Origin of the sequence: Mycolicibacterium stellerae (assembly GCF_003719305.1) — a bacterium.
In the GTDB taxonomy this organism is placed as follows: Bacteria; Actinomycetota; Actinomycetes; order Mycobacteriales; family Mycobacteriaceae; genus Mycobacterium; species Mycobacterium stellerae.
Map to the genome: position 1 here is coordinate 48,040 of NZ_RARC01000004.1, position 24,804 is coordinate 72,843.

General features: G+C 66.0%; 24 protein-coding genes. 16 read left to right on the plus strand and 8 right to left on the minus strand.

Going from position 1 to position 24,804, the window contains the following annotated elements:
• Nucleotides 1–18 precede the first annotated feature (18 nt).
• The 14 genes from D6M19_RS07425 (at nucleotide 19) to D6M19_RS07490 (ending at nucleotide 14,192) form a co-directional block, all read left to right on the plus strand.
• Nucleotides 19–864 (plus strand): coniferyl-alcohol dehydrogenase, encoded by an 846-nt coding sequence (locus D6M19_RS07425; RefSeq protein WP_123024559.1) that lies wholly within the window; start codon nucleotides 19–21, stop codon nucleotides 862–864.
• A complete protein-coding gene (locus D6M19_RS07430) occupies nucleotides 848–1,837 on the plus strand; it encodes a cyclase family protein (RefSeq protein WP_123024560.1) in 990 nt (329 codons plus the stop codon). The genes D6M19_RS07425 and D6M19_RS07430 overlap by 17 nt, the downstream gene beginning before the upstream one ends.
• 9 nt (nucleotides 1,838–1,846) lie before the next feature.
• Nucleotides 1,847–2,437, plus strand: a complete 591-nt coding sequence (locus tag D6M19_RS07435; RefSeq protein ID WP_123024771.1) for an NADPH-dependent FMN reductase — start codon at nucleotides 1,847–1,849, stop codon at nucleotides 2,435–2,437.
• Entirely contained in the window at nucleotides 2,422–3,261 is an 840-nt protein-coding gene (locus D6M19_RS07440; protein ID WP_123024561.1) for an alpha/beta fold hydrolase, read from the plus strand. Before D6M19_RS07435 ends, D6M19_RS07440 begins: the two co-directional genes overlap by 16 nt.
• Before the next feature lie 88 nt (nucleotides 3,262–3,349).
• Nucleotides 3,350–4,162 (plus strand): SDR family NAD(P)-dependent oxidoreductase, encoded by an 813-nt coding sequence (locus D6M19_RS07445; protein WP_123024562.1) that lies wholly within the window; start codon nucleotides 3,350–3,352, stop codon nucleotides 4,160–4,162.
• Nucleotides 4,163–4,245: 83 nt separating this feature from the next.
• On the plus strand, nucleotides 4,246–4,956 hold the full coding sequence (locus tag D6M19_RS07450; RefSeq protein ID WP_123024563.1) for a TetR/AcrR family transcriptional regulator: 711 nt from the start codon (nucleotides 4,246–4,248) through the stop codon (nucleotides 4,954–4,956).
• Nucleotide 4,957: 1 nt separating this feature from the next.
• Entirely contained in the window at nucleotides 4,958–5,152 is a 195-nt protein-coding gene (locus tag D6M19_RS07455; RefSeq protein ID WP_123024564.1) for a ferredoxin, read from the plus strand.
• Nucleotides 5,153–5,163: 11 nt separating this feature from the next.
• Nucleotides 5,164–6,402 carry a cytochrome P450 gene (locus D6M19_RS07460; protein WP_123024565.1) on the plus strand — a complete coding sequence of 413 codons (1,239 nt, stop codon included), beginning with the start codon at nucleotides 5,164–5,166 and terminating at the stop codon, nucleotides 6,400–6,402.
• Nucleotides 6,403–6,435: 33 nt separating this feature from the next.
• Nucleotides 6,436–7,602, plus strand: a complete 1,167-nt coding sequence (locus D6M19_RS07465; RefSeq protein WP_123024566.1) for an amidohydrolase family protein — start codon at nucleotides 6,436–6,438, stop codon at nucleotides 7,600–7,602.
• Nucleotides 7,599–8,864, plus strand: coding sequence for a M24 family metallopeptidase (locus tag D6M19_RS07470; protein WP_123024567.1), 1,266 nt, complete (start codon nucleotides 7,599–7,601; stop codon nucleotides 8,862–8,864). Before D6M19_RS07465 ends, D6M19_RS07470 begins: the two co-directional genes overlap by 4 nt.
• Nucleotides 8,854–9,987 (plus strand): M24 family metallopeptidase, encoded by a 1,134-nt coding sequence (locus D6M19_RS07475; RefSeq protein WP_123024568.1) that lies wholly within the window; start codon nucleotides 8,854–8,856, stop codon nucleotides 9,985–9,987. Before D6M19_RS07470 ends, D6M19_RS07475 begins: the two co-directional genes overlap by 11 nt.
• Nucleotides 9,988–10,012: 25 nt before the next feature.
• Entirely contained in the window at nucleotides 10,013–10,960 is a 948-nt protein-coding gene (locus tag D6M19_RS07480) for an enoyl-CoA hydratase/isomerase family protein (protein WP_123024569.1), read from the plus strand.
• A complete protein-coding gene (locus tag D6M19_RS07485; RefSeq protein ID WP_123024570.1) occupies nucleotides 10,957–13,377 on the plus strand; it encodes a CaiB/BaiF CoA-transferase family protein in 2,421 nt (806 codons plus the stop codon). The genes D6M19_RS07480 and D6M19_RS07485 overlap by 4 nt, the downstream gene beginning before the upstream one ends.
• An 8-nt stretch (nucleotides 13,378–13,385) precedes the next feature.
• Entirely contained in the window at nucleotides 13,386–14,192 is an 807-nt protein-coding gene (locus tag D6M19_RS07490; protein ID WP_123024571.1) for an SDR family NAD(P)-dependent oxidoreductase, read from the plus strand.
• Here the strand turns inward: D6M19_RS07490 and D6M19_RS07495 are convergent.
• Complete coding sequence (locus D6M19_RS07495) at nucleotides 14,189–15,265, minus strand: NAD-dependent epimerase/dehydratase family protein (RefSeq protein WP_123024572.1); 1,077 nt, start codon at nucleotides 15,263–15,265, stop codon at nucleotides 14,189–14,191. The two genes, D6M19_RS07490 and D6M19_RS07495, sit on opposite strands and share 4 nt — an antisense overlap.
• Before the next feature lie 127 nt (nucleotides 15,266–15,392).
• Here D6M19_RS07495 and D6M19_RS07500 point away from each other — a divergent pair, with 127 nt between their 5' ends.
• Nucleotides 15,393–16,220 carry a lysophospholipid acyltransferase family protein gene (locus D6M19_RS07500; RefSeq protein WP_123024573.1) on the plus strand — a complete coding sequence of 276 codons (828 nt, stop codon included), beginning with the start codon at nucleotides 15,393–15,395 and terminating at the stop codon, nucleotides 16,218–16,220.
• Here the strand turns inward: D6M19_RS07500 and D6M19_RS07505 are convergent.
• The 7 genes from D6M19_RS07505 to D6M19_RS07535 form a co-directional block, all read right to left on the minus strand.
• Entirely contained in the window at nucleotides 16,217–17,653 is a 1,437-nt protein-coding gene (locus tag D6M19_RS07505; protein WP_123024574.1) for a WS/DGAT/MGAT family O-acyltransferase, read from the minus strand. The two genes, D6M19_RS07500 and D6M19_RS07505, sit on opposite strands and share 4 nt — an antisense overlap.
• 70 nt (nucleotides 17,654–17,723) lie before the next feature.
• A complete protein-coding gene (locus tag D6M19_RS07510) occupies nucleotides 17,724–18,560 on the minus strand; it encodes an SDR family NAD(P)-dependent oxidoreductase (RefSeq protein ID WP_123024575.1) in 837 nt (278 codons plus the stop codon).
• Nucleotides 18,561–18,583: 23 nt separating this feature from the next.
• Nucleotides 18,584–19,654, minus strand: coding sequence for a phosphotransferase (locus D6M19_RS07515; protein WP_123024576.1), 1,071 nt, complete (start codon nucleotides 19,652–19,654; stop codon nucleotides 18,584–18,586).
• 9 nt (nucleotides 19,655–19,663) lie between these two features.
• On the minus strand, nucleotides 19,664–20,500 hold the full coding sequence (locus D6M19_RS07520) for a mycofactocin-coupled SDR family oxidoreductase (RefSeq protein WP_123024577.1): 837 nt from the start codon (nucleotides 20,498–20,500) through the stop codon (nucleotides 19,664–19,666).
• A 33-nt stretch (nucleotides 20,501–20,533) separates the two neighbouring features.
• Nucleotides 20,534–21,751: a cytochrome P450 gene (locus D6M19_RS07525; protein ID WP_123024578.1), complete on the minus strand. Its 1,218-nt coding sequence runs from the start codon at nucleotides 21,749–21,751 to the stop codon at nucleotides 20,534–20,536.
• Nucleotides 21,752–21,909: 158 nt separating this feature from the next.
• Entirely contained in the window at nucleotides 21,910–22,734 is an 825-nt protein-coding gene (locus D6M19_RS07530) for an acyl-CoA thioesterase (protein WP_123024579.1), read from the minus strand.
• 49 nt (nucleotides 22,735–22,783) lie between these two features.
• Nucleotides 22,784–23,503 carry a TetR/AcrR family transcriptional regulator gene (locus D6M19_RS07535; protein ID WP_123024580.1) on the minus strand — a complete coding sequence of 240 codons (720 nt, stop codon included), beginning with the start codon at nucleotides 23,501–23,503 and terminating at the stop codon, nucleotides 22,784–22,786.
• 124 nt (nucleotides 23,504–23,627) lie between these two features.
• On the opposite strand from D6M19_RS07535, the gene D6M19_RS07540 reads away from it, so the two are divergent.
• On the plus strand, nucleotides 23,628–24,803 hold the full coding sequence (locus tag D6M19_RS07540; protein ID WP_123024581.1) for an acyl-CoA dehydrogenase family protein: 1,176 nt from the start codon (nucleotides 23,628–23,630) through the stop codon (nucleotides 24,801–24,803).
• Nucleotide 24,804: the final 1 nt, after the last annotated feature.

Sequence of the window (24,804 nt, forward strand, 5' to 3'; positions counted from 1 at the left end):
GCGGACGCGAGCTAGGACATGGGACAGATCGAGGACCTCTGGCGCTACGACGGCCGACGCGCGGTGGTCACCGGCTGCGGCTCCGGTATCGGCGCCGAAGCCGCGCGGCAGCTCACCGAGCTGGGCGCAGAGGTCGTCGGTCTGGATCTGCAGCGTCCTGCGCTGCAGCTCAAGGAGTTCCACGAACTCGATCTGTCCGACCCGGTCTCGATCGATCGTGCCGTCGCCGCGATCGACGGTCCGGTCGATGCGCTCTTCAACATCGCGGGTGTGTCGTCGGGCATCGGCGATCCACGCAAGGTCGTCACGATCAACTTCCTCGGCACCCGGCATTTCACCGAAGCGCTCATTCCGTCGATGCCGTCAGGGGCGGCGATCGCCAACGTGTCGTCGCTCGCCGCGTCGGAATATCGCAGCAATGCCGCGGTGACCGCTGGGCTGCTGGACACCACGTCGATGGCCGACGGCGTCGCTTGGTGTGAGCGCAATCCGCAGCCGGTCGCCGACGGCGGCGGGTATCGACTGTCGAAGGAGGCGATCATCCTCTACGGCATGGCCAACGTCGCGACTCTGGGTGCCAAGGGCATCCGGATCAACTGCACCGCACCGGGTGTCACCGACACACCCATCCTCGACCAACTGCGCAGCGCGTACGGCCAGGAGTTCCTCGATTCTTTCTCCACACCCATCGGTCGCGTCGCCGGCCCTGACGAGCAGGCCAGCGTGCTGGTTTTCCTCAACAGCGGTGCGGCCAGGTATATCACCGGACAGGTGATCTGGGTCGACGGCGGCTCGGTTGCCCAAAGAGTTATCGGCGACGTGGCCGACGAACGGAGAAGGGCGGAACATGGCCGACCTGAGTGACTTTCGTTGCGTTGCCGATGAAGTCCGCAACTGGGGAAGGTGGGGGGAGGCCGACGAGCTTGGCACGCTGAACCTCATCACCGCCGACAAGGTCCAACAGGCCGCGTCGCTCGTCAAGCACGGCAAGGTCTTTGCGTTGGGTGTGGATTTCGGCTCGTCGGGCCCACAGGGCGCGTTCCATTATCGGCAGAACCCGACACACGTGATGACGGTCGACGGCGGCGACGCCAGGACACTGCTCGAGTACGGCTCCAAGTGGTTGCAGAACCCGTCGGCCGTCCAGCTCAGCGGATACTCCGACGCCGGCCCGATGCGGTTCAACGACGACATGATCATCATGCCGTTGCAGGCGGCCACCCAGTGGGACGCGCTCTCGCACGTCTATTACGAGGACAAGCTGTACAACGGGTTCCCCGCGGAATCGGTCACCAGTCTCGGTGCGATTCACTGCGGCATCGACAAGGTCGACGTCAAGGGCATCACGTCGCGCGGCGTGCTGCTCGACATCGTGCGCCTGCGCGGGGTGGACACATACTGCGAGCTCGGCGACCCGATCACCCCCGCCGAGCTTGACGAGGCGGCCAGGAGTCAGGGCGTCAGCGTCGGCAGTGGCGACATCGTGCTTATCCGGACCGGTTGGTGGGCAAGGTTTCTGCAGACCGGCGACGGCGGCGAGCCCGGTGCCGGGCTGGACTGGACGTGCGCATCGTGGCTGCACGACCACGAGATCGCCGCCGTCGCCGCCGACAACCTGATGGTCGAGAACCCCGTCTCCGCCGTCGACGGCGCCATCCTGCCCATGCACATGCTGTGTCTGCGTGACATGGGCTTGATGCTCGGCGAGTACTGGGATCTCACAGCGCTGGCCGAGGACTGCGCGGCCGACGGGGTATACGAATTCCAGCTCGTCGCACCGCCGCTGCGGGTGACCGGCGCGGTCGGATCACCGGTGAATCCCATTGCAATCAAGTAGGTGGCAACGATGACGGCAACCACAACAACGGGCGGAGCACCGCTGATCGTTGGGCTCGGCGGAACGCTGAGGGCCAACTCGTCGACCGAGCGGGCGCTGCGCTACTGCCTCGCGTCTGTCGAACGGCAGGGCGGGCAGACCAGATTGTTCTCCGCCGAGGACCTCGACCTACCGATGTACGCCCCGCATGAGTTGGAGCGCACGCCCAAGGCGCTCGAATTGGTGGGCGCGTTGCGTGGCGCCGACGCCGTCGTCGTCGGCTCGCCCGGATACCACGGAGCGGTCTCCGGTCTGGTGAAGAATGCGCTGGACTACATCGAGGACCTCCGCGAGGACCCGCGGGTGTATCTCGACAACACCCCTTGGGGATGCATCAGCTGTGCGTACGGCTGGCAGGCCGCCGTCGGCACACTCGGCCAGTTGCGCAGCATCGGGCATGCGCTGCGCGCCTGGCCGACCCCGCTCGGGGTGGCCATCAACTCGGCCGACGAGATCTGGGATTCCGAAGGCCAGGTCGCCGACCCCGCCGTGCGGAACCAACTCGACATGCTGGCCGCGCAGGTGCTCGCCTTCGCCCGCACCGCATGGGAGACGGCGTGACCGACGCCCACCGCAAGACGGTGCTGGTCGACGGGCTCGCCACCGGCTATCTCGAAGCGGGGCAGGGCGATCCGGTCGTGCTACTGCACGGCGGCGAGTTCGGCGTCAGCGCGGATCTGGGTTGGGAGCGCAATATTGCCGCGCTGGCCGAGCACTACCGTGTGCTGGCCCTCGACATGCTCGGCTTCGGGCGCTCGGCCAAGGTGATCGACTTCAACGACGGCCGCGGCATGCGGATCCGGCACATCGCCCGGTTCTGCGATGTTGTCGGAGTCGACAGCGCGCACTTCGTCGGAAACTCGATGGGCGCGGTCAACATGTTCATCGACGCGACTTCGGATTCCCCGCTGCTGCCCGCCGCGAGCCTGACGATGATCTGCGGCGGCGGCGAGATCCAGCGCAACGAGCACTCGGCCGCGCTGTACGACTACGACGCGACGTTGCCCGGCATGAAGCGGATCGTCGAGGCGCTCTTCGCGGACCCGGCCTACCCGAACGACGTCGCGTACGTGGCGCGGCGCTACGAGTCCAGCATTGCGCCTGGCGCGTGGGAGGCGCTGGCGGCGGCCAGGTTCCGACGGCCGGGCCTGGAACCACCGCCACTTCCGTCGAGCAAGCGGTGCTACGAGCGGATCGCCGTGCCGACGATGGTGATCGAGGGTGCGAGCGACAAGCTGCTGCCCGATGGCTGGGCGGCCGAGATCGCCAAGCAGATCCCGAACGGCCGCTCGGCCGTCATCGACCGGGCGGGTCACTGCCCGCAGATCGAACAACCCGATGCCGTCAACGAATTGCTGTTGGAGTTTTTCGGCGAGGTGAGTTGAGTGGCACCGCGCCGAGATCGACGTTTTGGCGCTACTTACTCGCACTTTTGCGCCCAAACGTTGGTTTGGGCGAGAAGGGTTTAGCTAGGTGAGCAACGAACTCGAGGGCAAGGTCGCGGTAGTCACCGGCGGCGCAGCGGGACTGGGCGAAGGGATGTCGCGGCGATTCGCCGCCGAAGGCGCCAAGGTGCTGATCGCCGACGTCGACGGCGACGCGGGTGCGGCCCTTGCCGCCGACATCGGCGACAATGCGCTCTTCGTCGAGGCAGACGTGTCGCAGCTCGACCAGATCAGCGGGCTGGTGACCACGGCGGTCGAGCGGTTCGGCGGGTTGCACGTGATGGTCAACAACGCGGGGGTGTCGGGCACGATGCATCGCAGCCTGTTCGACGACGACCTCGCAGACTTCGAGAAGATCATGGCCGTCAATCTGCGGGCCGTGATGGCGGGCACCCGCGACGCCGCGCGCCACATGCGAGAGGCCGGCACCGGCGGATCGATCATCAACATCACCTCGATCGGCGGCATCCTGGCAGGCGGCGGTGTGATGACCTACCGGGCGTCGAAGGCGGCGGTCATCCAGTTCACCAAGTCGGCCGCTATCGAGTTGGCGCACTACGAGATTCGGGTAAACGCCATCGCGCCCGGCAACATCCGGACCGCCATCGTGCGTAAGTCGGCGTCGGGGGAGGACCTCGAGAAGCTCGAGGAGTTCGAGGAGAAGATCCGCGAAACGATGCGCAACGACCGCCCCCTGAAGCGCGAAGGAACGGCCGACGACGTCGCCGAGGCTGCGCTGTATTTCGCCACTGACCGGTCTCGGTATGTGACGGGGACGGTGCTGCCGGTAGACGGCGGGACGGTGGCGGGCAAGGTGATCGTCCGCAAGCCGAAACCGTGACGGCCCCTCTGCGCGAGCGTGCACAAACTGTCAAATTTTTGCGGCGTGTCGTGTGCAGACACGCACCGTCGCGGAGCGGACGGGTGACCATTTTAAAGCAGTCGCTTGACTTAATCGCTACGGGCGAGTTGACTGATGTGGTGACGACGGCCAGAGCTGTCCGCGCCGACCGGGCGAGCAGCACGCAAGAAGCGATCCTGAAAGCAGCCGAGCGGCTGTACGCGGAGCATGGCGTATTTGCCGTATCGAACCGGCAGGTCAGTGAGGCCGCGGGCCAGGGCAACAACGCCGCGGTGGGCTACCACTTCGGCACCAAGACCGACCTGGTGCGGGCGATCGAGCAGAAGCACCGCGCGTCGATCGAGCGGCTGCTCGAAAGCATGGTGGCCGATATCGGCGACTCGACCGAGCTGCGCGACTGGATCACGTGCATGGTGTGCTCGCTGACCGAGCACCTGGCGCAACTCGGCAACCCCACCTGGTACGCGCGGTTCGCCGCCCAGGCGTTGGCCGATCCGGCCTATCAGAAGATCGTGGTCCGCGACGCTCTCGCGTCGCCATCGCTGGTCGCCGTCGTCGACGGCATCACGCGCTGCCTGCCCGAGTTGCCGATGGCCGTAGTTGCCGAACGCAACATCATGGTGCGCAACCTGATGATGCACACCTGCGCCGACTTCGAGCGTGCCTTCGCCGATGGCGATGGCGTGCCGCGAGCAAGCTGGACGGCTGTCGCGTCGGGCCTGATCGACGCCATTGTCGGGCTGTGGCGCGCACCCGTCACGGAGAAGCCCTGACATGAGAGTGACTGTCAACCAGGACAAGTGCGTGTCGTCCGGTCAGTGCGTGCTCAATGCGAGCGACGTATTCGACCAGCGCGACGACGACGGTGTCGTGGTCCTGCTCGACGACAGCCCGGCCGACGCGCAGCAAGACAACGTCCGAAACGCCGCCGCGGCCTGCCCGGCCCTGGCCATCGACATCGAGGAATGAACTAGAGGCCTATGTCCGACACACTGACCGCCGCGTCCGACGTCACCGCCGACGTCCCCGAGTATCCGATGGAACGTGACGCTCGGTGTCCGTTCGCACCCCCACCGCAGATGCTCGAGATGGGCATGGCCAAGCCGCTGTCCCGGGTGCGGATCTGGAACGGCACGACACCCTGGCTGATCACGGGACACGAGGTGGCCCGTGAGCTGTTCGCCGACCCGCGCGTGAGCGTCGACGATCGCAAGGACGGCTTCCCGCACTGGAACGAGCACATGCTGTCCACCGTCAACAAGCGGCCCCGGTCGGTGTTCACCTCCGATGCCGAGGAGCACACCCGGTTTCGCCGGATGTTGTCGAAGCCCTTCACGTTCAAGCGCGTCGAGGGGTTACGTCCGGTGATTCAGGAGGTCACCGATCAGTGCATCGACGCGATTCTGGCCGGTCCGCAGCCCGCCGACCTCGTCACGAAACTCGCACTGCCGGTGCCGACCAGGGTGATCAGCGACATGCTCGGCGTTCCATACGAAGACCATGAGTTCTTCCAGCACCACGCCAACGTCGGGCTGGCCAGGTACGCCACCGCCGAGGCCGGGCAGAAGGGGGCGATGAGCCTCCACCAGTACCTGATCGACCTGGTCAAGAAGAAGATGGAGAATCCGTCAGAGGACGCGGTTTCCGACCTGGCCGAACGCGTCAACGCCGGTGAGATCAGCGTCAAGGAGGCCGCGCAGCTGGGCACCGGGCTGTTGATCGCGGGCCACGAGACCACCGCGAACATGATCGGCATCGGAATCCTCGCCCTGCTCGAGAACCCCGAACAGGCCGCGCTGCTTCGCGATTCCGATGACCCCAAGTTCATCGCCAACGCCGCAGAAGAACTGATGCGTTATCTGTCGATCATCCAGAACGGCCAACGGCGGGTAGCCGTCGAGGATATCGAGATCGGCGGCGAGACGATTCGCGCAGGCGATGGCATCATCATCGACCTCGCTCCAGCCAATTGGGACAGTGTCGCCTATCCCGAACCCGAGAAGTTGGACCTGAGTCGCGACGTGGGGCAGCAGCTCGGCTTCGGCTACGGCAGGCACCAATGCGTCGGACAGCAGCTTGCCCGTGCCGAGTTGCAGATCGTGTTCCACACGCTGCTGCGACGCATCCCCACCCTCAAGCTCGCGGTGCCGTTCGACGAGGTGCCGTTCAAGCACGATCGCCTCGCGTACGGCGTATACGAACTCCCCGTCACCTGGTAAGTCTTGCACCACAGCCCGATTGGAGTACCAACGATGTCTACCCCAACTGCAACTCTTTATCCGCCGGAGGGCTTCGGCGCGCCCAAACACCGCAAAGGCCATGCCACGGGCGATTTCGGCCTGCCCGCAGGCACCGAGATCTTCTCCGCCGACAACCACATCTCGGTGGCCGAGGACATCTTCTACGAGCGCTTCCCAGAGGAGCTGAAGGGGGCCGCGCCGCGGATCTGGTACGAGGACGGCGCCTACATGGTCGGCATGAAGGGCAAGGCATGGACCGGCGGTGACTTCGGCCGGGTGCTGATGCAGTACGACGATCTGGCAGGCGCGGCGTCGAACAACATCGAGGCGCGCATCAAGGAACTCCGCGAGGACGGCATCGACAAAGAGCTCGCATTCCCCAACGCCGTGCTGGCGCTGTTCCACTACCCGGACAAGTCGTTGCGCGAGCGGGTGTTCCGCATCTACAACGAGCACATCGCCGACCTGCAGGAGCGCAGCAAGGGACACTTCTACGGCGTCGGGCTGATCAACTGGTGGGATCCCAAGGGCACTCGCAGCACGCTCGAGGAGCTGAAGGCGCTCGGCCTGAAGACGTTCCTGCTTCCGCTGAACCCCGGCAAGGACGACGAAGGCAACATCTACGACTACGGCAGCACCGATATGGATGCCGTCTGGGACGAGATCGAGGCGGCCGGCATCCCGGTCAGCCACCACATCGGTGAGACGCCGCCAAAGACGCCGTGTCAGAACAACAGCGTCGTCGTCGGCATGATGGTGAACGTCGACTCGTTCCGCGAGCAGTTCGCCAAGTACGTGTTCTCCGGCATCCTTGATCGGCATCCGAGCCTGAAGATCGGGTGGTTCGAGGGTGGAATCGCCTGGGTGCCAACGGCCCTGCAGGATGCCGAACACATGCTGGCCTCCTACCGCCACATGTTCAACCATCAGCTCACCCGCGGTGTGCGTGACTATTGGAGTGACCACATGTGCGCCTCGTTCATGGTCGATCCGCTCGGTCTCGAGCTGATCGACAAGATCGGTGTGGAGAACGTGATGTGGTCTTCCGATTACCCGCACAACGAATCTACGTTCGGCTACTCGGAGATATCGCTGAAGACCGTCGTCGACGCCGTGGGACCCGAGGCTGCGACGAAGATCGTCAGCTCCAACATCAAGAGCTTCCTGGGTGTCCAATGACGACGTTCGCGACGGTCAACGGTTCCGCCATCGAGGTTCCCGAACTCCCCGACATGGCCCGCATGTACCGCGAGTGCGGTGCCCGGCTGCGTGATTCGATGAAGGACAAGGGTGTCGACGCGCTCGTCCTGCTCGGCAACGGCAACGTCGTGTACGCCACCGGTGTCAGCTGGCGACTGTTGGACGCCGGGCTTTCGCACGTCGAGCGGCCGGTGGCCATCGTGCTCGCCGACGACGAACACCCACACCTGTTCATGCCGATGCGGGAGGGTTCGGTGTCGGTGAGCGAAGTCCCCGCCGATCACCTGCACGGGCCGCTCTACCTCGAATTCGACGAGGGTGTGGAGCATTTCGCGAAGGTGCTGGCCGACCTCGTCCCCGCGGGTGCCGCCGTGGCCGTCGACGAGCTGACGGGCGCCATGCGCCGCGCACAGGCACGGTTGTTCCCGTCGGGTCCGCCCTCGGATGCCGCGCAGGTGGTCGGGCCCGCGAAGCTGGTCAAGACGCCAGACCAGATCTCGTGCGTCCGCAGGGCCTGCCGGATCACCGAAGAAGCCATGGTGGACGTGCACAAGGCGCTCGCACCGGGGGTGCGGCAGGTCGACCTGTCGGCGGCGTTCGTCCGGCGTGCCTTCGAGCTGGGCGCAACCGCCAACATGCTCGAGGCGATCTGGCAGGTGATGCCAACGACGAAAACCAGTGGCGCCGTTTGGACCACCACTGGCGATCTGGCGCTGCCGCTGCTGACGACGGAGCGTGAGCTCCAGGGCGGCGACGTGTTGTGGACCGATGTCAGCATCACCTACAACGGCTACTGCTCGGACTTCGGCCGCACCTGGCTCGTCGGCGACGAGGTGTCCGACCGACAGCAGGCTCAGTTCGAGAAGTGGCGCGAGATCATCGACGCCGTGTTGGCGGTCACCAAGGCCGGCGCGACGTCGGGGGATCTGGCCCGCGCCGCGATCGCCGCCAACGGTGGCAGGAAACCGTGGCTGCCGCACTTCTATCTCGGCCACGGCATCGGCACCCAACCCGCCGAGATGCCGATGATCGGAACGGATCTGGGTCAGGAATTCGACGACAACTTCGTCTTCCCGGCCGGAATGCTGCTGGTACTGGAGCCGGTGATCTGGGAGGACGGCACCGGGGGTTATCGAAGCGAGGAGATCGTGGTGATCACCGAGGACGGCAATACGCGAATCACGGACTATCCCTACGCCCCATACGGTCATGCGCTGATCGGCGGTTCCAATGGGCACTGAGATCCTGCCCGACCCAAAAGCTTTGCGCAGTGGCCGCCGCGAGCGGGTACTCGCGCAGATGGCGGCCAACGACATCGACATTTTGGTCCTCGGCCGCCAGGCCAACGTCCGCTATGTGACAGGTGCACCTCAGCTGTGGGTGGCGGGCACAAGGCCGTTCGGCCCGATCTGCGAGGTGATCCGTGCGACCGGCGAGATCCACCTCAACAGCACGTGGGACGAGGGTATCCCCGACGAGATCGGCCACGACCATCTCTACGGGTTGGCCTGGAACCCGATGACGCTGATCGACGTGCTCAAGAAGTTGCCAGGCGCGGCGACCGTCCGCCGGGTCGGAACCGACTCGCTGACACCGACATTCGCGCAGCTGCTGCCCATGGCGTTCCCCAACGCCGAGCTCGTCGATGCGGAGCCCGCGCTGCGCGCAGCCCGGCGGATCAAGACGCCAGACGAGATCGCCGTGCTGCGGGGGGCACTCGGCGTCGCGGAACATGCACTCGAGGCGGCGCGTGCCGAGTTGGCGCCAGGTGTCAGCGAGCGATCACTGACGGGCGCGATGATGGAGGCGATGGCGGCAGGCGGGATCACCACGCCCGCGACTCAGGACGGCGCGTGGATCACCCCCAAGGACCACTCGTGGCGACGCGATTCGGGCGAGGGCCGCGTTGCCGACGGAGACCTCGTTGCCCTGTCTGCGGGCGCGTTGGCCGACGGCTATGTCGGCGAGGTCGGCCGGACCTGGCCGGTCGGCGACGTCGCGGGGGCCGACGCGTTGTTCCGGCGCTCGAATGAGTTGTGGGAGCACCTCGTTGACGCATGCAGGCCGGGTGGCCGCGCCACCGATCTGCTATCGGCGTACGAGGCGGCGGGTGAGCCGCTGCCCGCGACACCCGTCGCGCACGGTCTCGGTCTCGGGTTTGACCCGCCGGTGATCTCGGCGGACCTGCCGTCCACCTGCGCCGAGGAGCGGCTCGAACCGGGCATGGTCCTTGCGGTGACGGGCTACGTATGGCAGTCGGGTGTCGGCGCGGTGTTCTCCAGGGACGCCGTGCTGATCGGCGACGACGGCGCGGAGGTGCTCACGACCAGCCCCACGTACGGCGCCGTCCAGGCGACGGCCTGAGCCGGACGCGAGGAGCGAAAAGTACATGGCGCCAGGCGAACGCCCATCGCCAGAGGAGATCGTCCTCTACGACAAGGACCCCGAGACCAAGATCGCGACGATCACGTTCAACCGTCCCGAGTACCTGAACGCGCCGACGTCCGCAGCACGACTGCGATACGCGGACCTGTTGCGCGGTGCGACGGTGGACGACGACGTGAAGGTCGTGGTGATCCGTGGCGTCGGCGACGACCTCGGCAGCGGTGCCGATCTGCCCGACTTCATGGCAAGCACGGACGAGGACAGGCTCGCTGAGCTTCGGGTGGACGACCCGAACGTCACGTATCCACCCGAAGGCTCCTTTCGCCACGGCGCGACGATGGGCCAGTGGTACGCCAACGCGGCGGCGGGCAACAGGGCGCTTCAGGAACTCAAGAAGATCAGCATCGTCGAGGCCAAGGGCTACTGCTACGGCTGGCATTTCTACCAGTGCGCCGACGCGGACCTCGTGGTCTCCTCGGACGACGCACTTTTCGGGCACCCGTCGTTCCGCTACTTCGGCTGGGGCCCGCGCATGTGGACCTGGGTGCTGACGATGGGTCTTCGCCCGTTTCAGGAGATGGTGTTCACCGGACGGCCGTTCACGGCCGACGAGATGCTGGCCTGCAACTTCCTCAACAAGGTCGTCGAGCGGGATCACCTCGAAGCAGAAGTCGAGAAGTACGCGCTGGCATGCGCCCGTAACCGGCCTGTGGACAGCATCTTTCAGCAGAAGGTGTTCTTCGAGGTCGTCAAGCAGTTCCAGGGTGAGTACATGGGCAGCTTGCTTTCCGCGGCGTTCGAATCGATGGGCGGCTCGGTGCGGCCCGACGGGGCAGACTTCATGCTCGGCGACGCGATCGACGCGGGGCTCGCGGATTCGGTCAACGAGAACGACAGCAAGTTCCCACCCGAATTCCGGTTGAGCAAGCAGAATCGCAAGAAGAAGGAATGACGTCACTGCCGCTCGACGGATACACCGTCATCGACCTCTCTGTCGGTATCGCAGGCGCCTACTGCACGAAGCTGCTGGCCGACGGCGGCGCCACGGTGATTAAAGTCGAGCCTCCCGAAGGCGATCCACTGCGCAGGTGGTCGGCGTCCGGAGCCGACATCAAGCCGGGTGACGACGGCGCGTTGTTCAGCTTCCTTGCGTGTTCCAAGCACAGCGTCGTCGGCGATGCCGAAAACCTCGACGACGTGGAGATGCTGCGCGGGTCGCTGGCGACAGCGGACGCGGTGGTGTGGTCGCGCGGCTCGACGATCGCCGCGCTCGACGAGTTCTCGCCGGTGGCGCTGGCCGATGCTCATCCCGACCTGACCGTCACGGCGATCACGCCGTTCGGCCTCGAGGGACCGTGGGCGGACAACCCGGCGACGGAGTTCACCGTGCAGGCGTGGTCGGGCGGCGTTATCGGCCTCGGCCGGGGTGCGCAGGACCGCGCGCCGCTGTTCGTCGCCGGGCAGATCGGCGAGTGGCTTGCGGGAGCCTATGCCGCCGCGGGCACGATGGCCGTACGCTCCGGCCTCGTCGACGTCTCCATGCTCGAAACGCAGATTCTCTCCCTCACTTACTATTCGGTGTCGTTCAACGACGCGCTCGGCCGTCCGTTCCGGGATCTGCGTCGGCTCACCGTCCCGGGCGTTGCGACGGCGGCCGACGGGCTGGTGGCGCTGGGCTGCGGCACCGCGCAGCAGTGGTTCGACCTGTGCGCCATGATCGGCCACGACGAATGGATCGACGAGGCGTCGGAGCTCTCCATCACCCAGCAGGCCAACATCCACGCCGAGCAGATCTACGAGTGGGTGCGCGAGAACAACGTCGACGACATCCTCGACCTGTCGACCGCATTCCGGATTCCCAACGCGCCGGTCGGAAACGGCGCCAACGTCACGTCGTTCGACCAGTTCGTCGAACGAGGAGTGTTCGTCACCAATCCGCGCGACGGATTCACCCAGCCAGGACCGCCGTATCGGGCAAACCCGTCGCTCGTGCGCCCGCCGCAACCCGCCCCCCGGCTCGGCGAGCACACCGACCACTACCGCCGAATCCGACATTTGGGCGCGAAAAAGGGTGAAATCAGCGCCCATACCGACATTTGGGCGGGGTTATCGTTCGAGGGGCTGCGGGTGCTGGACATGACGAGCTTCTGGGCCGGGCCGTCGTGCACGCATGTGCTGGCGCAACTCGGTGCCGAGGTCATCCACGTCGAGTCGACCGCGCGTCCCGACGGCACACGGTTGATCGCGGGAGTGCCGGCCACGGAGGACCAGTGGTGGGAGCGTTCGCCGATCTTCTCGGGTTTGAACACCAACAAGAAGAGCGTGACGCTGGACATCCGCAACCAACGCGGCGTCGAGCTACTCCACGAGCTGGTGAAGACGTGCGACGTCATCGTGGAGAACTACACACCGCGGGTGCTCGACCAGATCGGGCTCGACTTCGACGCGGTGCGAAGGCTGCGTCCCGACGCCATCATGATGCGCATGCCCGGCTTCGGGCTCGACGGTCCGTGGCGGGACAAGCCCGCGTTCGCCTACGTCATCGAGGACGCATCCGGGATCACCTGGCTGACCGGCCATCCCGACCAGAACCCGGTGGAGCCCTATGCCGTGGGCGACCCGAACGCAGGCGTGCACGGGCTCAACGCGTTGATGCTGGCGCTGGCACACCGGCGGCGCACGGGTGAGGGCGTCTGCATCGAGGCCGCGATGGTCGACGCGGCGCTCAACGTCGCCGCCGAGCAGGTCATCGAGCACTCCGCCTACGGCAGCCTGCTGCAACGCGACGGCAACCGCGGACCCACCGCCGCACCGCAGAACCTCTACCGCACAAGCGAACTCGATGAGTTCGGCCGACCCGACGACTGGGTGGCGATCGCGGTGGCCACCGACGACCAGTGGTCGAACCTGATCGCTGCCCTGGCAAACCCGGACTGGGCGACCGACGAGCTGGCGACAGCCGCTGGACGACGACGACATCACGATGCGATCGACGAGCACCTGAGCGACTGGTGCGCAACGCGAACCGGTGACGAGATCGTCCAAACCCTCTGGGGCGCGGGCGTGCCCGTTGCCAAGGTCATGCAGCCACATCGCGTCGGCGACCTGCCGCAGCTCGCGCATCGTGGCTTCTACGAGCGGGTCGATCATCCGGTGAATCCGACCGCACGGCACAGCACGCTGCCGATGCGCATCTCGAAAGGGCCGCGGCGTCACCACCGCACCCCCGCGCCGCTGCTCGGCCAGCACAACCACGAAGTGCTCTCCGGCCTCGGGCTCGGCGACGACGAGATTCAAGAACTCGAAGACCAGGGGATCATCGGTACCGCGCCCGCGGGCCTTGGCATCCGCACCACCAAGACTGGTTAACTCGACCGATGGCCATCGATCCGTCGAACATCCTCCTCACCGGCCGAGTCGCGGTTGTCACCGGCGGGGGAGAGGGCATCGGACGCGGCATCGCGGGCGGGCTCGCCGCGTTCGGGGCGAAGGTCGCCATCTGGGAGCGCAACCCCGAAACATGCGCGTCGACGGCCGAAGGCATTGGGGCTCTTGGCATCGTCACCGACGTCCGCGACGGCGAGCAGGTCGACGCGGCGCTGCAGCGGACGGAGGACGAGCTCGGCACCGTGAGCATCCTCGTCAACAATGCAGGCGGTGTCTTCTCCTCGCCGTTGCTCGAGACCACCGAGAACGGCTGGGACGCGCTGTACCGGTCGAACCTGCGCCATGTACTTCTCTGCACGCAGCGGGTGTCACGGCGACTGGTGGCGGCCGGCCTGCCGGGAAGCGTCATCAACGTGACGTCGATCGAGGGCGTGCGCGCGGCGCCCGGCTATGCGGCCTACGCCGCCGCAAAGGCGGGCGTCATCAACTACACCAAGACGGCGGCGCTCGAACTGGCCACTCAGGGAATCCGCGTCAACGCACTGGCCCCCGATCTGACCGTCACCGAAGGCCTGTTGCGGGTGTCGCGCGAGGGCCTGCCCGAGGGCGCCAGGCATATGATCCCGATGGCACGGCCGGGACATGTCGACGAAATGGCCGGTGCGGCTGTGTTTCTCGCGTCCGACATGTCCAGCTACATCACCGGCCAGACGATCCACGTCGACGGTGGCACGCAGGCGGCGAGTGGGTGGCACCACAACCCGCAGACCGGCGACTACCAGCTTGGTCCCGGTTAGCCCTGCGTGCCCTCGTTGCTGAGGCAGGGATCGCCCAACTTGGCCGCGATCGCACCCCACAGATCGGCGTAGGTTCCCGGCGCATTGCGGTAGGCGGCCCGGCGCGAGAGGAAGACGCGCGCCAAGGGCGCGACGGGCCGCAGCAGATATCGCTTCCACCCCATTCGCTCAGTCATCTCCGCGAGCATGGACGGCCATGAATGATGCTGGAAGCCCAGCGCCTCCTGTGCCCGCGCGGTGTCCATCCAGTCGGTGAGGAACCAGCCGTCGTCGTCGTCCGGATCGCCCGGCCGCCCCTCGGGTAGCACGCCGGGCAACCCGAGTGCGGCAGCGAGTGCGGCACCGACATCCTTCTGCAGCAGCTTGTGTGAGTCGTCGCCCGCGATCAGCAGGATCTCGTTCGCGACGTCCGCGGTGGTGGCCGCCGCGAACGCGATGCCCACGTCACGGACGTCGACCGTGTGAATCCGCCCGTCGGTGGGCAGTGCGCTCTCGATGAATATGCCGTCGGCGGTCAGCGGCAGGGCGCTGAAGTCCGGGCTGAGCACACCGCCGAGCCGCAGCACCACCCATTCCAGGCTCGATGCGCGGACGAACTCCTCGGCTTCGAGTTTGGTGTTGCTGTACAGCTCGAACGGCCTCGGCGGTGTTTCGGCGCGAACCACGTCGGTGACCCGATGCGGGTTGCGCGAGCCGTAGACGGCGTTGCTCGATGCCTGTACGAAGCGAGGCGGCGTGGGCTGCGCCTCGGCGGCGCGCACCAATGCCACCGTGGCGTCGACGTTGACCTTGCGGGCCAGGCTGGGATTTCGGTAGAGCGGGGGCGGGATGACGGCTGCGAGGTGGACGATCACCGACGGTGCCACCTCGGACACCAGCCGCTGCACCGCGGCCGCGTCGGTCAGGTCCGCCCACCGCACGTCGGCACCGACGGGCAGCGCCTTGGCCTTATTGCGGTTGGCCGGTGTGTCGAGGTCCGCGACCACCACCCGGCGGCCGTCGGCGGTCAGCCTCTTGACGGTCTGCGATCCGACCAGGCCGAATCCGCCTGTGACAAGCACTGCGTCTGTCATCCGTCCCCCTCTATGGAAATGACATTCTCAACAAAAGAGAGTACTATATTCGCAGGTGAGCCCGACCGGTGGGTACTCCATGCCCGCCGTGGGTATGCGACGCACACAATAGGACGCGAGGGCAGCTATGGGCGACAGGGACGTTGGCTCCATCGGCAAGGACTCCATCGGCAAGGAAGACGCCACCAAGTGGGATCCCGGCTTCACTGAGCAGATCAAGAAGTGGGCCGGGCCAGTCATCAAGCGGTACTTCCGAGCGGAGGTGCGCGGGCTGGCCGCCATCCCGCCCGCAGGCGGCGCGTTGCTTGTGTCAAACCACTCCGGCGGCATGCTCACCCCCGACGTGATGGTCTTCGCGCCGGCGTTCTACGACAAATTCGGCTTCGACCGTCCCGTTTTCACCCTCGCGCACTCTGCGCTCTTCATCGGGCCGATGGGCGATTGGCTGCATCGCGCAGGGGTGATCGAGGCAAACCGGGAAAATGCCGAGAAGGCGTTGCATGCAGGCGCGCTCGTGCTGGTGTTTCCCGGCGGCGACTATGACTCCTACCGGCCGACCTTCGAGAACAAGATCGATTTCGCGGGCAGGACCGGATACATCAGGACCGCAATCGAATCCGGGGTGCCCATCGTGCCGATGGTGTCCATCGGTGCGCAGGAATCACAGTTGTTCCTCACCCGCGGCAACTGGCTGGCCAAGCGATTGGGTCTGGAGCGGCTTCGAGCAGAGATCCTGCCGGTCACCTTCGGTTTCCCGTTCGGGCTCAGCGTGTTCTTCCCACCCAATATTCCGCTGCCGACCAAGATCGTCACACAGGTACTCGATCCGATCGACGTCGTCGACGAGTTCGGCGAGGACCCCGATGTCGACGCGGTGGACGCCCGTGTCCGTGAGGTCATGCAGGCCGCCCTCGACGAGTTGGCGAACAAGCGCCGCTTCCCGATACTCGGCTAACCGACCGGTTTGGTCGGTGCCATCGCCGTCTCGACGGTGCTGAGCTCTGCGGGAAGCCCTGCGGCGCGGCGGATCTCGGCCAGACCGTGGACCATTGCGTCGGTGGCCTCGTGAATATCGTCGAACGTGAGGTCGTCGGACAGGATCGAAATGTCGACCTGGTCGACATAACTCCACACCGTCATGTTGAAGGCGCTGCCGGACGACAGGATCCCGATCGAATAGATCTCGCTCACCGGGGCACCGCCGACATGCCCGCGTTCGCGCGGCCCCGGCACGTTGGACACCGCCACGTTCATGATGCTGTTGTGGGCGGCGCGTTTGGACTGCCACCGGAACAGCGGGGGCGCGAGCGAAGGCGGCAGGTACTGCATCAACTTGCCCTGCAGTTCCGGGCCCATCAGCTCGTAGTTCTCCTTTGCGCGCGACGCCGCAACCGACGTCAGCCGGACCCGCTCGAGCGGATCGTCGGGGTGCACCGGCAGCGACACTGACAAACCGCCGATCTCGTTGCCGGTGATGCGCTCCGTCGACTTGTCGGTGGCCACCGGCACCGAAGCCAGGATCGGCCGGTCGGCTCGACCGTCGTAGCGCAGCAACAGTTCTCGCAATCCGCCTGCCGCCATCGCCAACACGACGTCGTTGAACGTGACGCCGAGGTTCTTGGCCGTCTCCTTGACATCGGCCAGCGCCAGTGACGCCGTCGCAAACGTCCGGACGGGGGACACCACGTGGTTGAGGAACGTCGGTGGCGCCTTGAACAACTTCGCCATGTCCGGCTGGTCGCCGTGCTCGCGCGACCGGCGCCTGACTCGGGCCAACCCGCGCGCGGCGTCGCCGATCAGGCCGGGCAGCGCGGCGACGTTCGAGACGTGGTCACGGCCTGCGTTGCGCAGCAGCTCGCGCCGTGACGGCGGGGCGCAGGTGGTGTAGTCGTCGCGCTCATTCTGGTCGGCGCCGGTGAGATCCATCAGCCGCGCGAGCAGGTTGGCCGACGCGACGCCGTCGGCCAGGGTGTGGTGCACCTTGCCGACGAGAGCGAAGCGGTTGTCGGCCAACCCCTCGGCGAAGTGAAATTCCCACAGTGGGTGTTCGCGGTCCAACGGAGTACTGGCGATCTCGCCGATGACCTGGTCGAGCTCGCGGCGGCCGCCAGGAGCAGGCACCTGCACCCTGCGCAGGTGATAGTCGAGGTCGACCTCGCAGTTCTCCATCCACATCGGGTGGTGCATCTTCCACGGGATGTCGACGAGGCGGTAGCGCAGCGGGTCGAGCAGATGCAGGCGGCGCCGGAGCGTCCGTCGGAAGACGTCGAACGTGAAGTCGCCGTCGAAGTCGGTGGCGTCGATGACCGCGACCTTCAAGGTGTGCGTGTGCAGGTTGGGGGTCTCGCTGTACAGCAACATGGCGTCCATGCCGTTGAGTCGCTTCACGCCCCACCCCGCTCCCGTAGCGGTTCCATGCAACCACCCGGGCGGCCGTGCGCTGACCGGTTTGGCTGACTCAGTGAGTCCAGCCTCCGGCGGCCTGTTCGGTGAAGGTGCGGTCGATGCGCTCGAAGCGTCGTCGAATCGATTCGCGGGACGCGCTGTGCGGCAGGATGTACAGCCGGTTGGCGAGCACAGCGTCGGCCGTCAGCCGCGCTATGTCGTCGGGTCGCACGTTCTCGTCGGTCGGCGCGATCAGCGCTTGCGCAATCGCTGCGGCCTGCTCGCTGCGATCACCGTAGGCGTCACTTCTCGTGCGTTCCGAGTTGGCCATCAGCGGTGTGTCCACGATCATCGGGCATAGCACCGAGACGCCGATACCCTCACCTTTGAGCTCGCGGGCGAGGCCTTCTGCGAGCGCGACGACACCGAATTTGGCCACGGAGTACGGCCCGAGTCCGGCGTTGCCCACCATGCCGGCGAACGATGCGGTGAACATGATGTGGCGATCGCCGCCCTGCTCGACGAGCCGCGGCAGGAATGCCTCGACGCCATGGATCGGCCCCCACAGGTCGACGTCGATCACCCAGCGCCAGTCGCCGTGGGTGACGTCGGCGACGGGTCCGGCGTAGGCGATGCCCGCGTTGTTGAAGACCAGGTTCACCTCGCCGAGCAGGCGGAAGGATTCGTCGGCGAGGTGCTCGACGGCGTCCAGCTTTGTCACGTCGCAGATGACGCCATGCGCTTCCGCGCCGGCGGAGCGGAGCTGCTCGACGGCCGCATCGAGCGCGGACTGGTCGATGTCGGCCAGCACGACGCGGGCGCCGCGCCTGGTGAACTCCTGTGCGGAGGCGAAACCGATCCCGCTCGCGCCGCCGGTGATGACCGCACCGCGTCCCTCGAATGTCTCCACGGGGCGAAGACTATCGGGCCGGTCTACGCGATGGCGTCAATCGCCGCACGGGTGTCGAGGTCTCCGAACGCGGCCGCGTACCGCTGCGCGAGCGCGAGGCAGATCTCGGGGCTCTGCCAGGCGTCGCCGCCCGACAGGGTGGCCATCCAGATCGCCAGCCCGTGTGCGACCGAAGCGCGGTAGCGCAGCAGCACCTCGTCGGCGCTTGGCATTTCCTCGGACGGCAGTGCCAGCGCGGCGCGGTACTCGTCGAGGAGTTCACGCTCGCCGCGGCGCCTGTCGTCGATCGTCAGCGCACCCTGGAGGAAATAACCGAGATCAAGCGACCAGTTGCCCCGGCGCACCATCTGCCAGTCGAGAAAGCCGACGTCGTCGTCGGGCAGCACGTAGGTGTTGCCGATGTGCGGATCGCCGTGCAGCAGTGTCTGCGACGAGGTCGTCAGCGTTCCGATGTAGCGCGCCCAGATGTCGATGAACAGTCGCTCTCCGTCCAGCGCCAGTATCTCGCCGGCGACGGTATCACCCAACCGCTCGCGCGCGATGTGCAGTGGGGCGTACTGCATTCCCTCGAACGCGACGAACGGCTCGACCCAGCCCAGCGCCGGGTTGCCGGTCAGCCGGTCTCCCCAGTACGCACTGTGCAGTCGGGCGAGGCCGCGCACCCCGGCGGCGACCTGGTCGACGGTCATCGGCCGGGTGGAGTCGCGAGGATCCGCACCGCGCGCGACGACGTCCTCCATGATCATCAGGAAGTCGGAATGCTCTTCGTCGATGAGCGCCGCGTAGACCGTCGGATGATCAAGCGGCAGAGGCACTCCCGATGAGAAGAGTCGAGGCTCGTGGTACAGGCCGCTGGTCAGCGCCACGAGTTCGGCGTGCGCCGGGTCGACTGCCTTGGCGAACACCGTGGCGGGCCCCGAGCCGGCCGAATAGGTCAACTCCAGTCGGGCCCGCTTGTTCGTGCCGTCGTCGCGCAGCGCCACCCGCACGGCGTCGACCACCGCGCCGGGATGATGTGTAGCGAGCGCCGTCGTCATCCAACCCGGCGTGATGCCATCCCAACCCTGTGGGATCGTCAGCTGCGCAAGTGTCACTGCCGGTGGCTACTTCAGGCAGCTGCCACCGTCGATCGGCAGCGTCACACCGGTGACGTAACGCGCTTCGTCCGACGCAAGGAACAGCACGGCGTTGGCGATGTCCTCGGGTTCCACCCAGCCGATCGGCAGCGTGTGCATCAGCTGCCCGACGACCTTCATGTCGTCGGGGCCCGGGTTCTCCAGATCGGGCCGGAACAGCTTCATCGTGCCCTCGTTCATGAACAGCGGGGTGTTGACATTGGTCGGATGCACCGAGTTCACGCGGATGTTCTGCGCACCGAGCTCGACGGCAAACGTCCGCATCAGGCCCACCACACCGTGCTTGGCGGCGACGTAGTGGCCGGTGTGCGGGTATGCCTTCAGGCCGCCGACCGAGCTGGTCAGAATGATGGACCCGCCGCGGCCGCCCGCGAGGATGTGTGGGACACCGGCTTTCACGGTTTTCCACACGCCTCCGAGGTTGACGTCGATCATGTCCGTCCAGTCGACTTCGCCGGTCTTGTCAAGAGTCGCACCGCCGTTGCCGATGCCGGCGTTGGCGACGATGATGTCGAGCCTGCCCATCTGCTCCACGCCCGCGTCCACCGCGGCCTTCAGCGCGTCGTAGTCGCGCACGTCGACCTCGGCGGTGTAGATGCGGCGGTTGTGGCCCTTGACCAGATCGGCGGTCTCGGCCAAGTCCTCCGGCGTGGACAGCGGAATCTGCACGCTGTCGATCTGCTTACAGATGTCGACGGCGATGATGTCGGCGCCCTCCTGCGCCAGTCGAACCGCATGCGCACGGCCCTGGCCACGCGCGGCACCGGAGATGAAAGCGACCTTGCCTTCAACACGTCCAGTCATTCCAACCTCAATTCGTCGTTAGCGGAAAGGATTTCACTTCAGAACAGCGGGCATGGATTCCCAGCCGCGGACAGTCGACGTGGGGGACAGCGTCGCGTTGGTCATGTCGACATCCCACTCCGGGAACCTCTTGAGGATCTCTTCGATGGCGACGCGGCCCTCGAGCCGGGCCAACGCCGACCCGAGGCAGTAGTGCGTGCCGACGCTGAAGGACAGGTGCTGACGCAGTTCGCGGTGGATGTCGAAAACGTCGCCGTCGGGCGGGAACTGGCGATGGTCGCGCACGGCGGCGCCGATCAGCATCATCATCACGCTGCCCTTGGGCACGGTCTGGCCGTGGATCTCGACATCTCGTGTCACGTAGCGGGCCACATGGGGTGCGGGCGGCTCGAAGCGCAGCAGCTCCTCGATCGCCTGGGGGATCAAGGTCGGATCGTCGACGAGTTCACGACGCTGGTCGGGATGCTCGGCGAGCACCTTGCCCGCCCAGCCGATCAGCCGCGTCGTGGTTTCGTTGCCCGCGCCCGACACCACGTTGAGGTAGGTGAGCAGTTCCTGGCGCGACAGGGTGCGGGTGGTGCCCGTCTCGTCGACGAACTCGGCGTTGAGCAGCTCCGTCATGATGTCATCCGACGGGTGGTCGGCACGCCAGTCGATGTAGGCCTCGAAGATTTCGCCGGTAACCATGGCGCCGCCCTCTTCGTGGTTCATGGGCTTGCCCGCCTCGGTGCGCAGCTGCGCGTTGGCGTGGTCGCGGATCATCTCCTGGTCCCCTTCGGGGATGCCCAGCAGCGCGCTGATCACCTGCATCGGCATGATGGCGCCGAGGTCGGCGACGAAATCGAACCTGCCGCCGCCGACCAGCGGGTCAAGGGCCTGCGCGCAATACTCGCGGATCTTGGGCTCGAGCGCGTTGACCTTACGTGGCGTGAACATCCGTGCCAGCAGCTTGCGATGGATGTCGTGGATCGGCGGATCCTCGAAAATTACTGTGCCGGGCGGGATCTCGATATTCGCCTTGATGAGTTCGATGATCGCACCGCGGGCCGAGCTGAACGTCTCGTGGTCCACCAGCGCCTTGTTGACGTCGGCGAAGCGGCTCAACGCAAAGAAGTCGTGCTGGGCGTTGTAGTACAGCGGCGCTTCCTCACGGAGGCGCCTGAACGTCGGGTACGGGTCGGCGTTGATGGTGATGTCGTACGGATCGAAATAGACGTCGCTGGTGGCAGCTTCGGCGGTATCGACGGTCACGGTGTCCCTTTCGCAATGACCAGGGCTGGGTAAGACAAATTCATGGCCGTTGTCTCACAAACTCTGTCACCAGCGCTGCAATTGTGTCAATGGGACGGTCATTTTTTGGGATTTATACTCTCCGCTTAGTAGAACGGCCTTCTCACGTTGCCCGCAGGTCACTGTGCGACCCTCAGGAGCGCCTCCTGGCCGTAGGAGGCGACGAGGACCCCGCCCTCGGTCAGGACATCGCCGCGGCCGAAGCAGCGGCCGTACGCGAGCAGCGGGCTGTGCTGGCGCAACAGCAGCCATTCGTCGGTCCGGAACGGTCGGTGAAACCACAGCGTGTGTGAGGTGACGGCAGACGTGAACTGTGTCCCGTTGCCGCGCTGGCCCAAACCGTCCATCGGGCGCAACGCTGTGCCGATCAACGTGAGGTCGGTGGCATAGGCGGCCAGTGCCGGGGCGAGTGCCGGGTCGACATCCGGTGTGCGCATCCAGAATTCGAACTCCGGTGGACTGGTGCTCGTGAGGTTGAGGTCGTCGACGGCGCGGGTCTCCCATGGTATGAGGTCGAGTGAGAGCCGGTGTTCGGGGCCGAGTAGCGGCGGTACGTCGGCGACGGCCTGATGCTCGGGTCCGTCCTCGGCCGCGTGCATGGAGATCGTGGTGGTGGCCACCACGCGCCTGCCCTGGCGGCCCGTGATCGTCAGCGCGGCGAATGACCGGCCCTCGTGGTGCCGTACCGCCTCAAAGATCACCGGCTCGTCGGCGCGTCCCTCCCGGGGAAACACCGTGTGCAGGGATTTGACCGCCTTGTCGGGACACAGCAGGCGCGAGGCCTGGATGAGCTGACCGAGCAGCTGACCGCCGAACACCCGGTGGTAGTCGAGCCGCTGATTGCGGCCTTCGAACGTCGCGCTGCCGGTTGCCCCGTCGGTGCCGTCAGACCGTCCCGAGGTCAGCTCGAGGCACTCGAGCAGATCGCTCCACAGATCGGGCACGGCCGCCAGTGTAAGCCGAATTCTTCGGCAAAGAGAATGCAGTTCTCAGCTAGGCCGCGAAGCCGTGCGCGCAGAAATCCCACACCTCGTCGGCCGTGATGGGATGTCCCGCCTCGTCGTCGGGGTCGCCGGTGGACTGCGCGGCATTGAACATCACGGTCTGCATCGTCATCGCCGCCATCCGCTTGGCATTGATGTTGGCACGCAGCTTGCCGGTGCCAGCCGCGTCCTCCATCAGCTCCGTGAGCAGGGCGAGCAGCGGTGCATGAGCAATCTTCACCTCAGACGGATGAGACACGAGAAGGCGAGGCGCGAAATCGGTGAACAACGGGCGCTTGGCCGTCGGATCCGGCCGCGACGTCTCGAACAGCAGCTGGACAGCGACCTTGAGGCGCTCCATCGGGTCGTCGTGGTTGGCGGTGGCGGCCCGGATCTGGTCGGCGGACCGGCTCAGCGCGTCCTCGAAGAGCGCGAGCAGAAGTTCGTGTTTTCCGTCGAACTGCAGGTAGAAGCTTCGTAGCGACTGACGGGAGCGGTCGACGACCTCCTGCACGGTGAAGTCCGTGCTGCCCTTCTCGATGATGATCGCCTGAGCGGCGTCGAGGAATCGCTGTACCCGTTGGGCGGCCCGGAGCTTGGCTGTCTTGATCGACCGTTCGACCGCGCGCTGCTTCCAGGCCGGTTCTTCGCTGGGGCTGGTCACCGGCGGCTCGGGTGCTTGCCGATTGGTGAGAACATGAACTGACTGTACCGGAGAACGCCTTGCCATTGCGGTCCTCGACCCCCTCGCGGCCAACGTGTTGGAGATTGTAACTTTCTCGCCATGAGAATACTATTCTCATCTTGGTGACGATGGAAGTCTTTCCATATTTTGCAGACCGGCTGGGAGTGCCGTGCAGCTGACATTTGACGCCGACGTCGAGGCCTTCCGCGCCGAGTTCGTCGCCTTCCTCGACCTGAATTTGCCACCTGAAGCCGAGGCGCTCGATCGGTCGTGGTCGAGCAGTCACATCCCGGAGTGGGCCCGTCGCTGGCAGCGGCTGATGTTCGACAACGGCTGGCTGGTCCCCGGCAACCCACCCGAGTTCGGGGGCCGCAACGCGACGATCCTGCAGCAGTACGCATATCAGCTGGAACTTTCCCGACGGCGGCTTTATCAGACCTACAACCCCCAGGGCGTCGGCATTATTGCCGCCTCGCTGATCTCCTACGGCACCGTCGAGCAGCAGCAGAAGTGGGCCGTGCCGATCCTGCGGGCGGAGATGACCGCGTCGCTGGGGATGAGTGAACCGGGGGCCGGCTCCGATCTGGCGTCTTTGCGAACGAGGGCTGTTCGAGACGGCGACCATTTCGTCGTCAACGGCCAGAAGGTGTGGACCTCCGGCGCGCACGACGCAGACGTGTTGCTGACTTTCGTCCGAACCGACCCGGATGCCCCTAAGCACAAGGGCATCAGCGTGTTGATGATTCCCACCGACCTGCCTGGCGTAGCGCGCAGACCGTTCGCGTCGGCGTGTGACGTCGACGACCTCGATTTCAACGAGGTGTTCTTCAACGATGCGCTTGTGCCCGCCGAGAATCTCGTCGGGCCGCTCAACGAGGGCTGGCGGGTCGCGAACGGATCGCTCGGACACGAGCGAAACATGTTGTGGCTCAGCTATGCCGATCGGCTGCAGGAGCTGGTCGAGGATTATCCCGTCCGCACCCGGCTTGACATGGACAGCTACGCCACGCTGGTGATGGACAACCAGGCGCTGCGGTTGCTCGGCTCGATCGCGCTTGCGCGCGCCGCGCGTGGCGACGAGGACGCGGGTGCGCTCTCGGTGCTGAAACTGTTCGGCTCCGAAGCGTCGCAAGTGGCGTCCGAGTATGCGTTGGCGACCGCCGGGCCCGAGGCGCTGGTGCACCCCGCCGCCTCGGGCCCGTACTCGCCTTTTCATCTCGACCTGTACCGGGCCGGTTGGTTCGAGCGATACATCAGATCTTTCGGCGGCACCATCGCCGGTGGCACCTCCGAAATCCAACGCAACATCATCGCCCAGCGCCTGCTCGGGCTGCCCCGCACCTAGA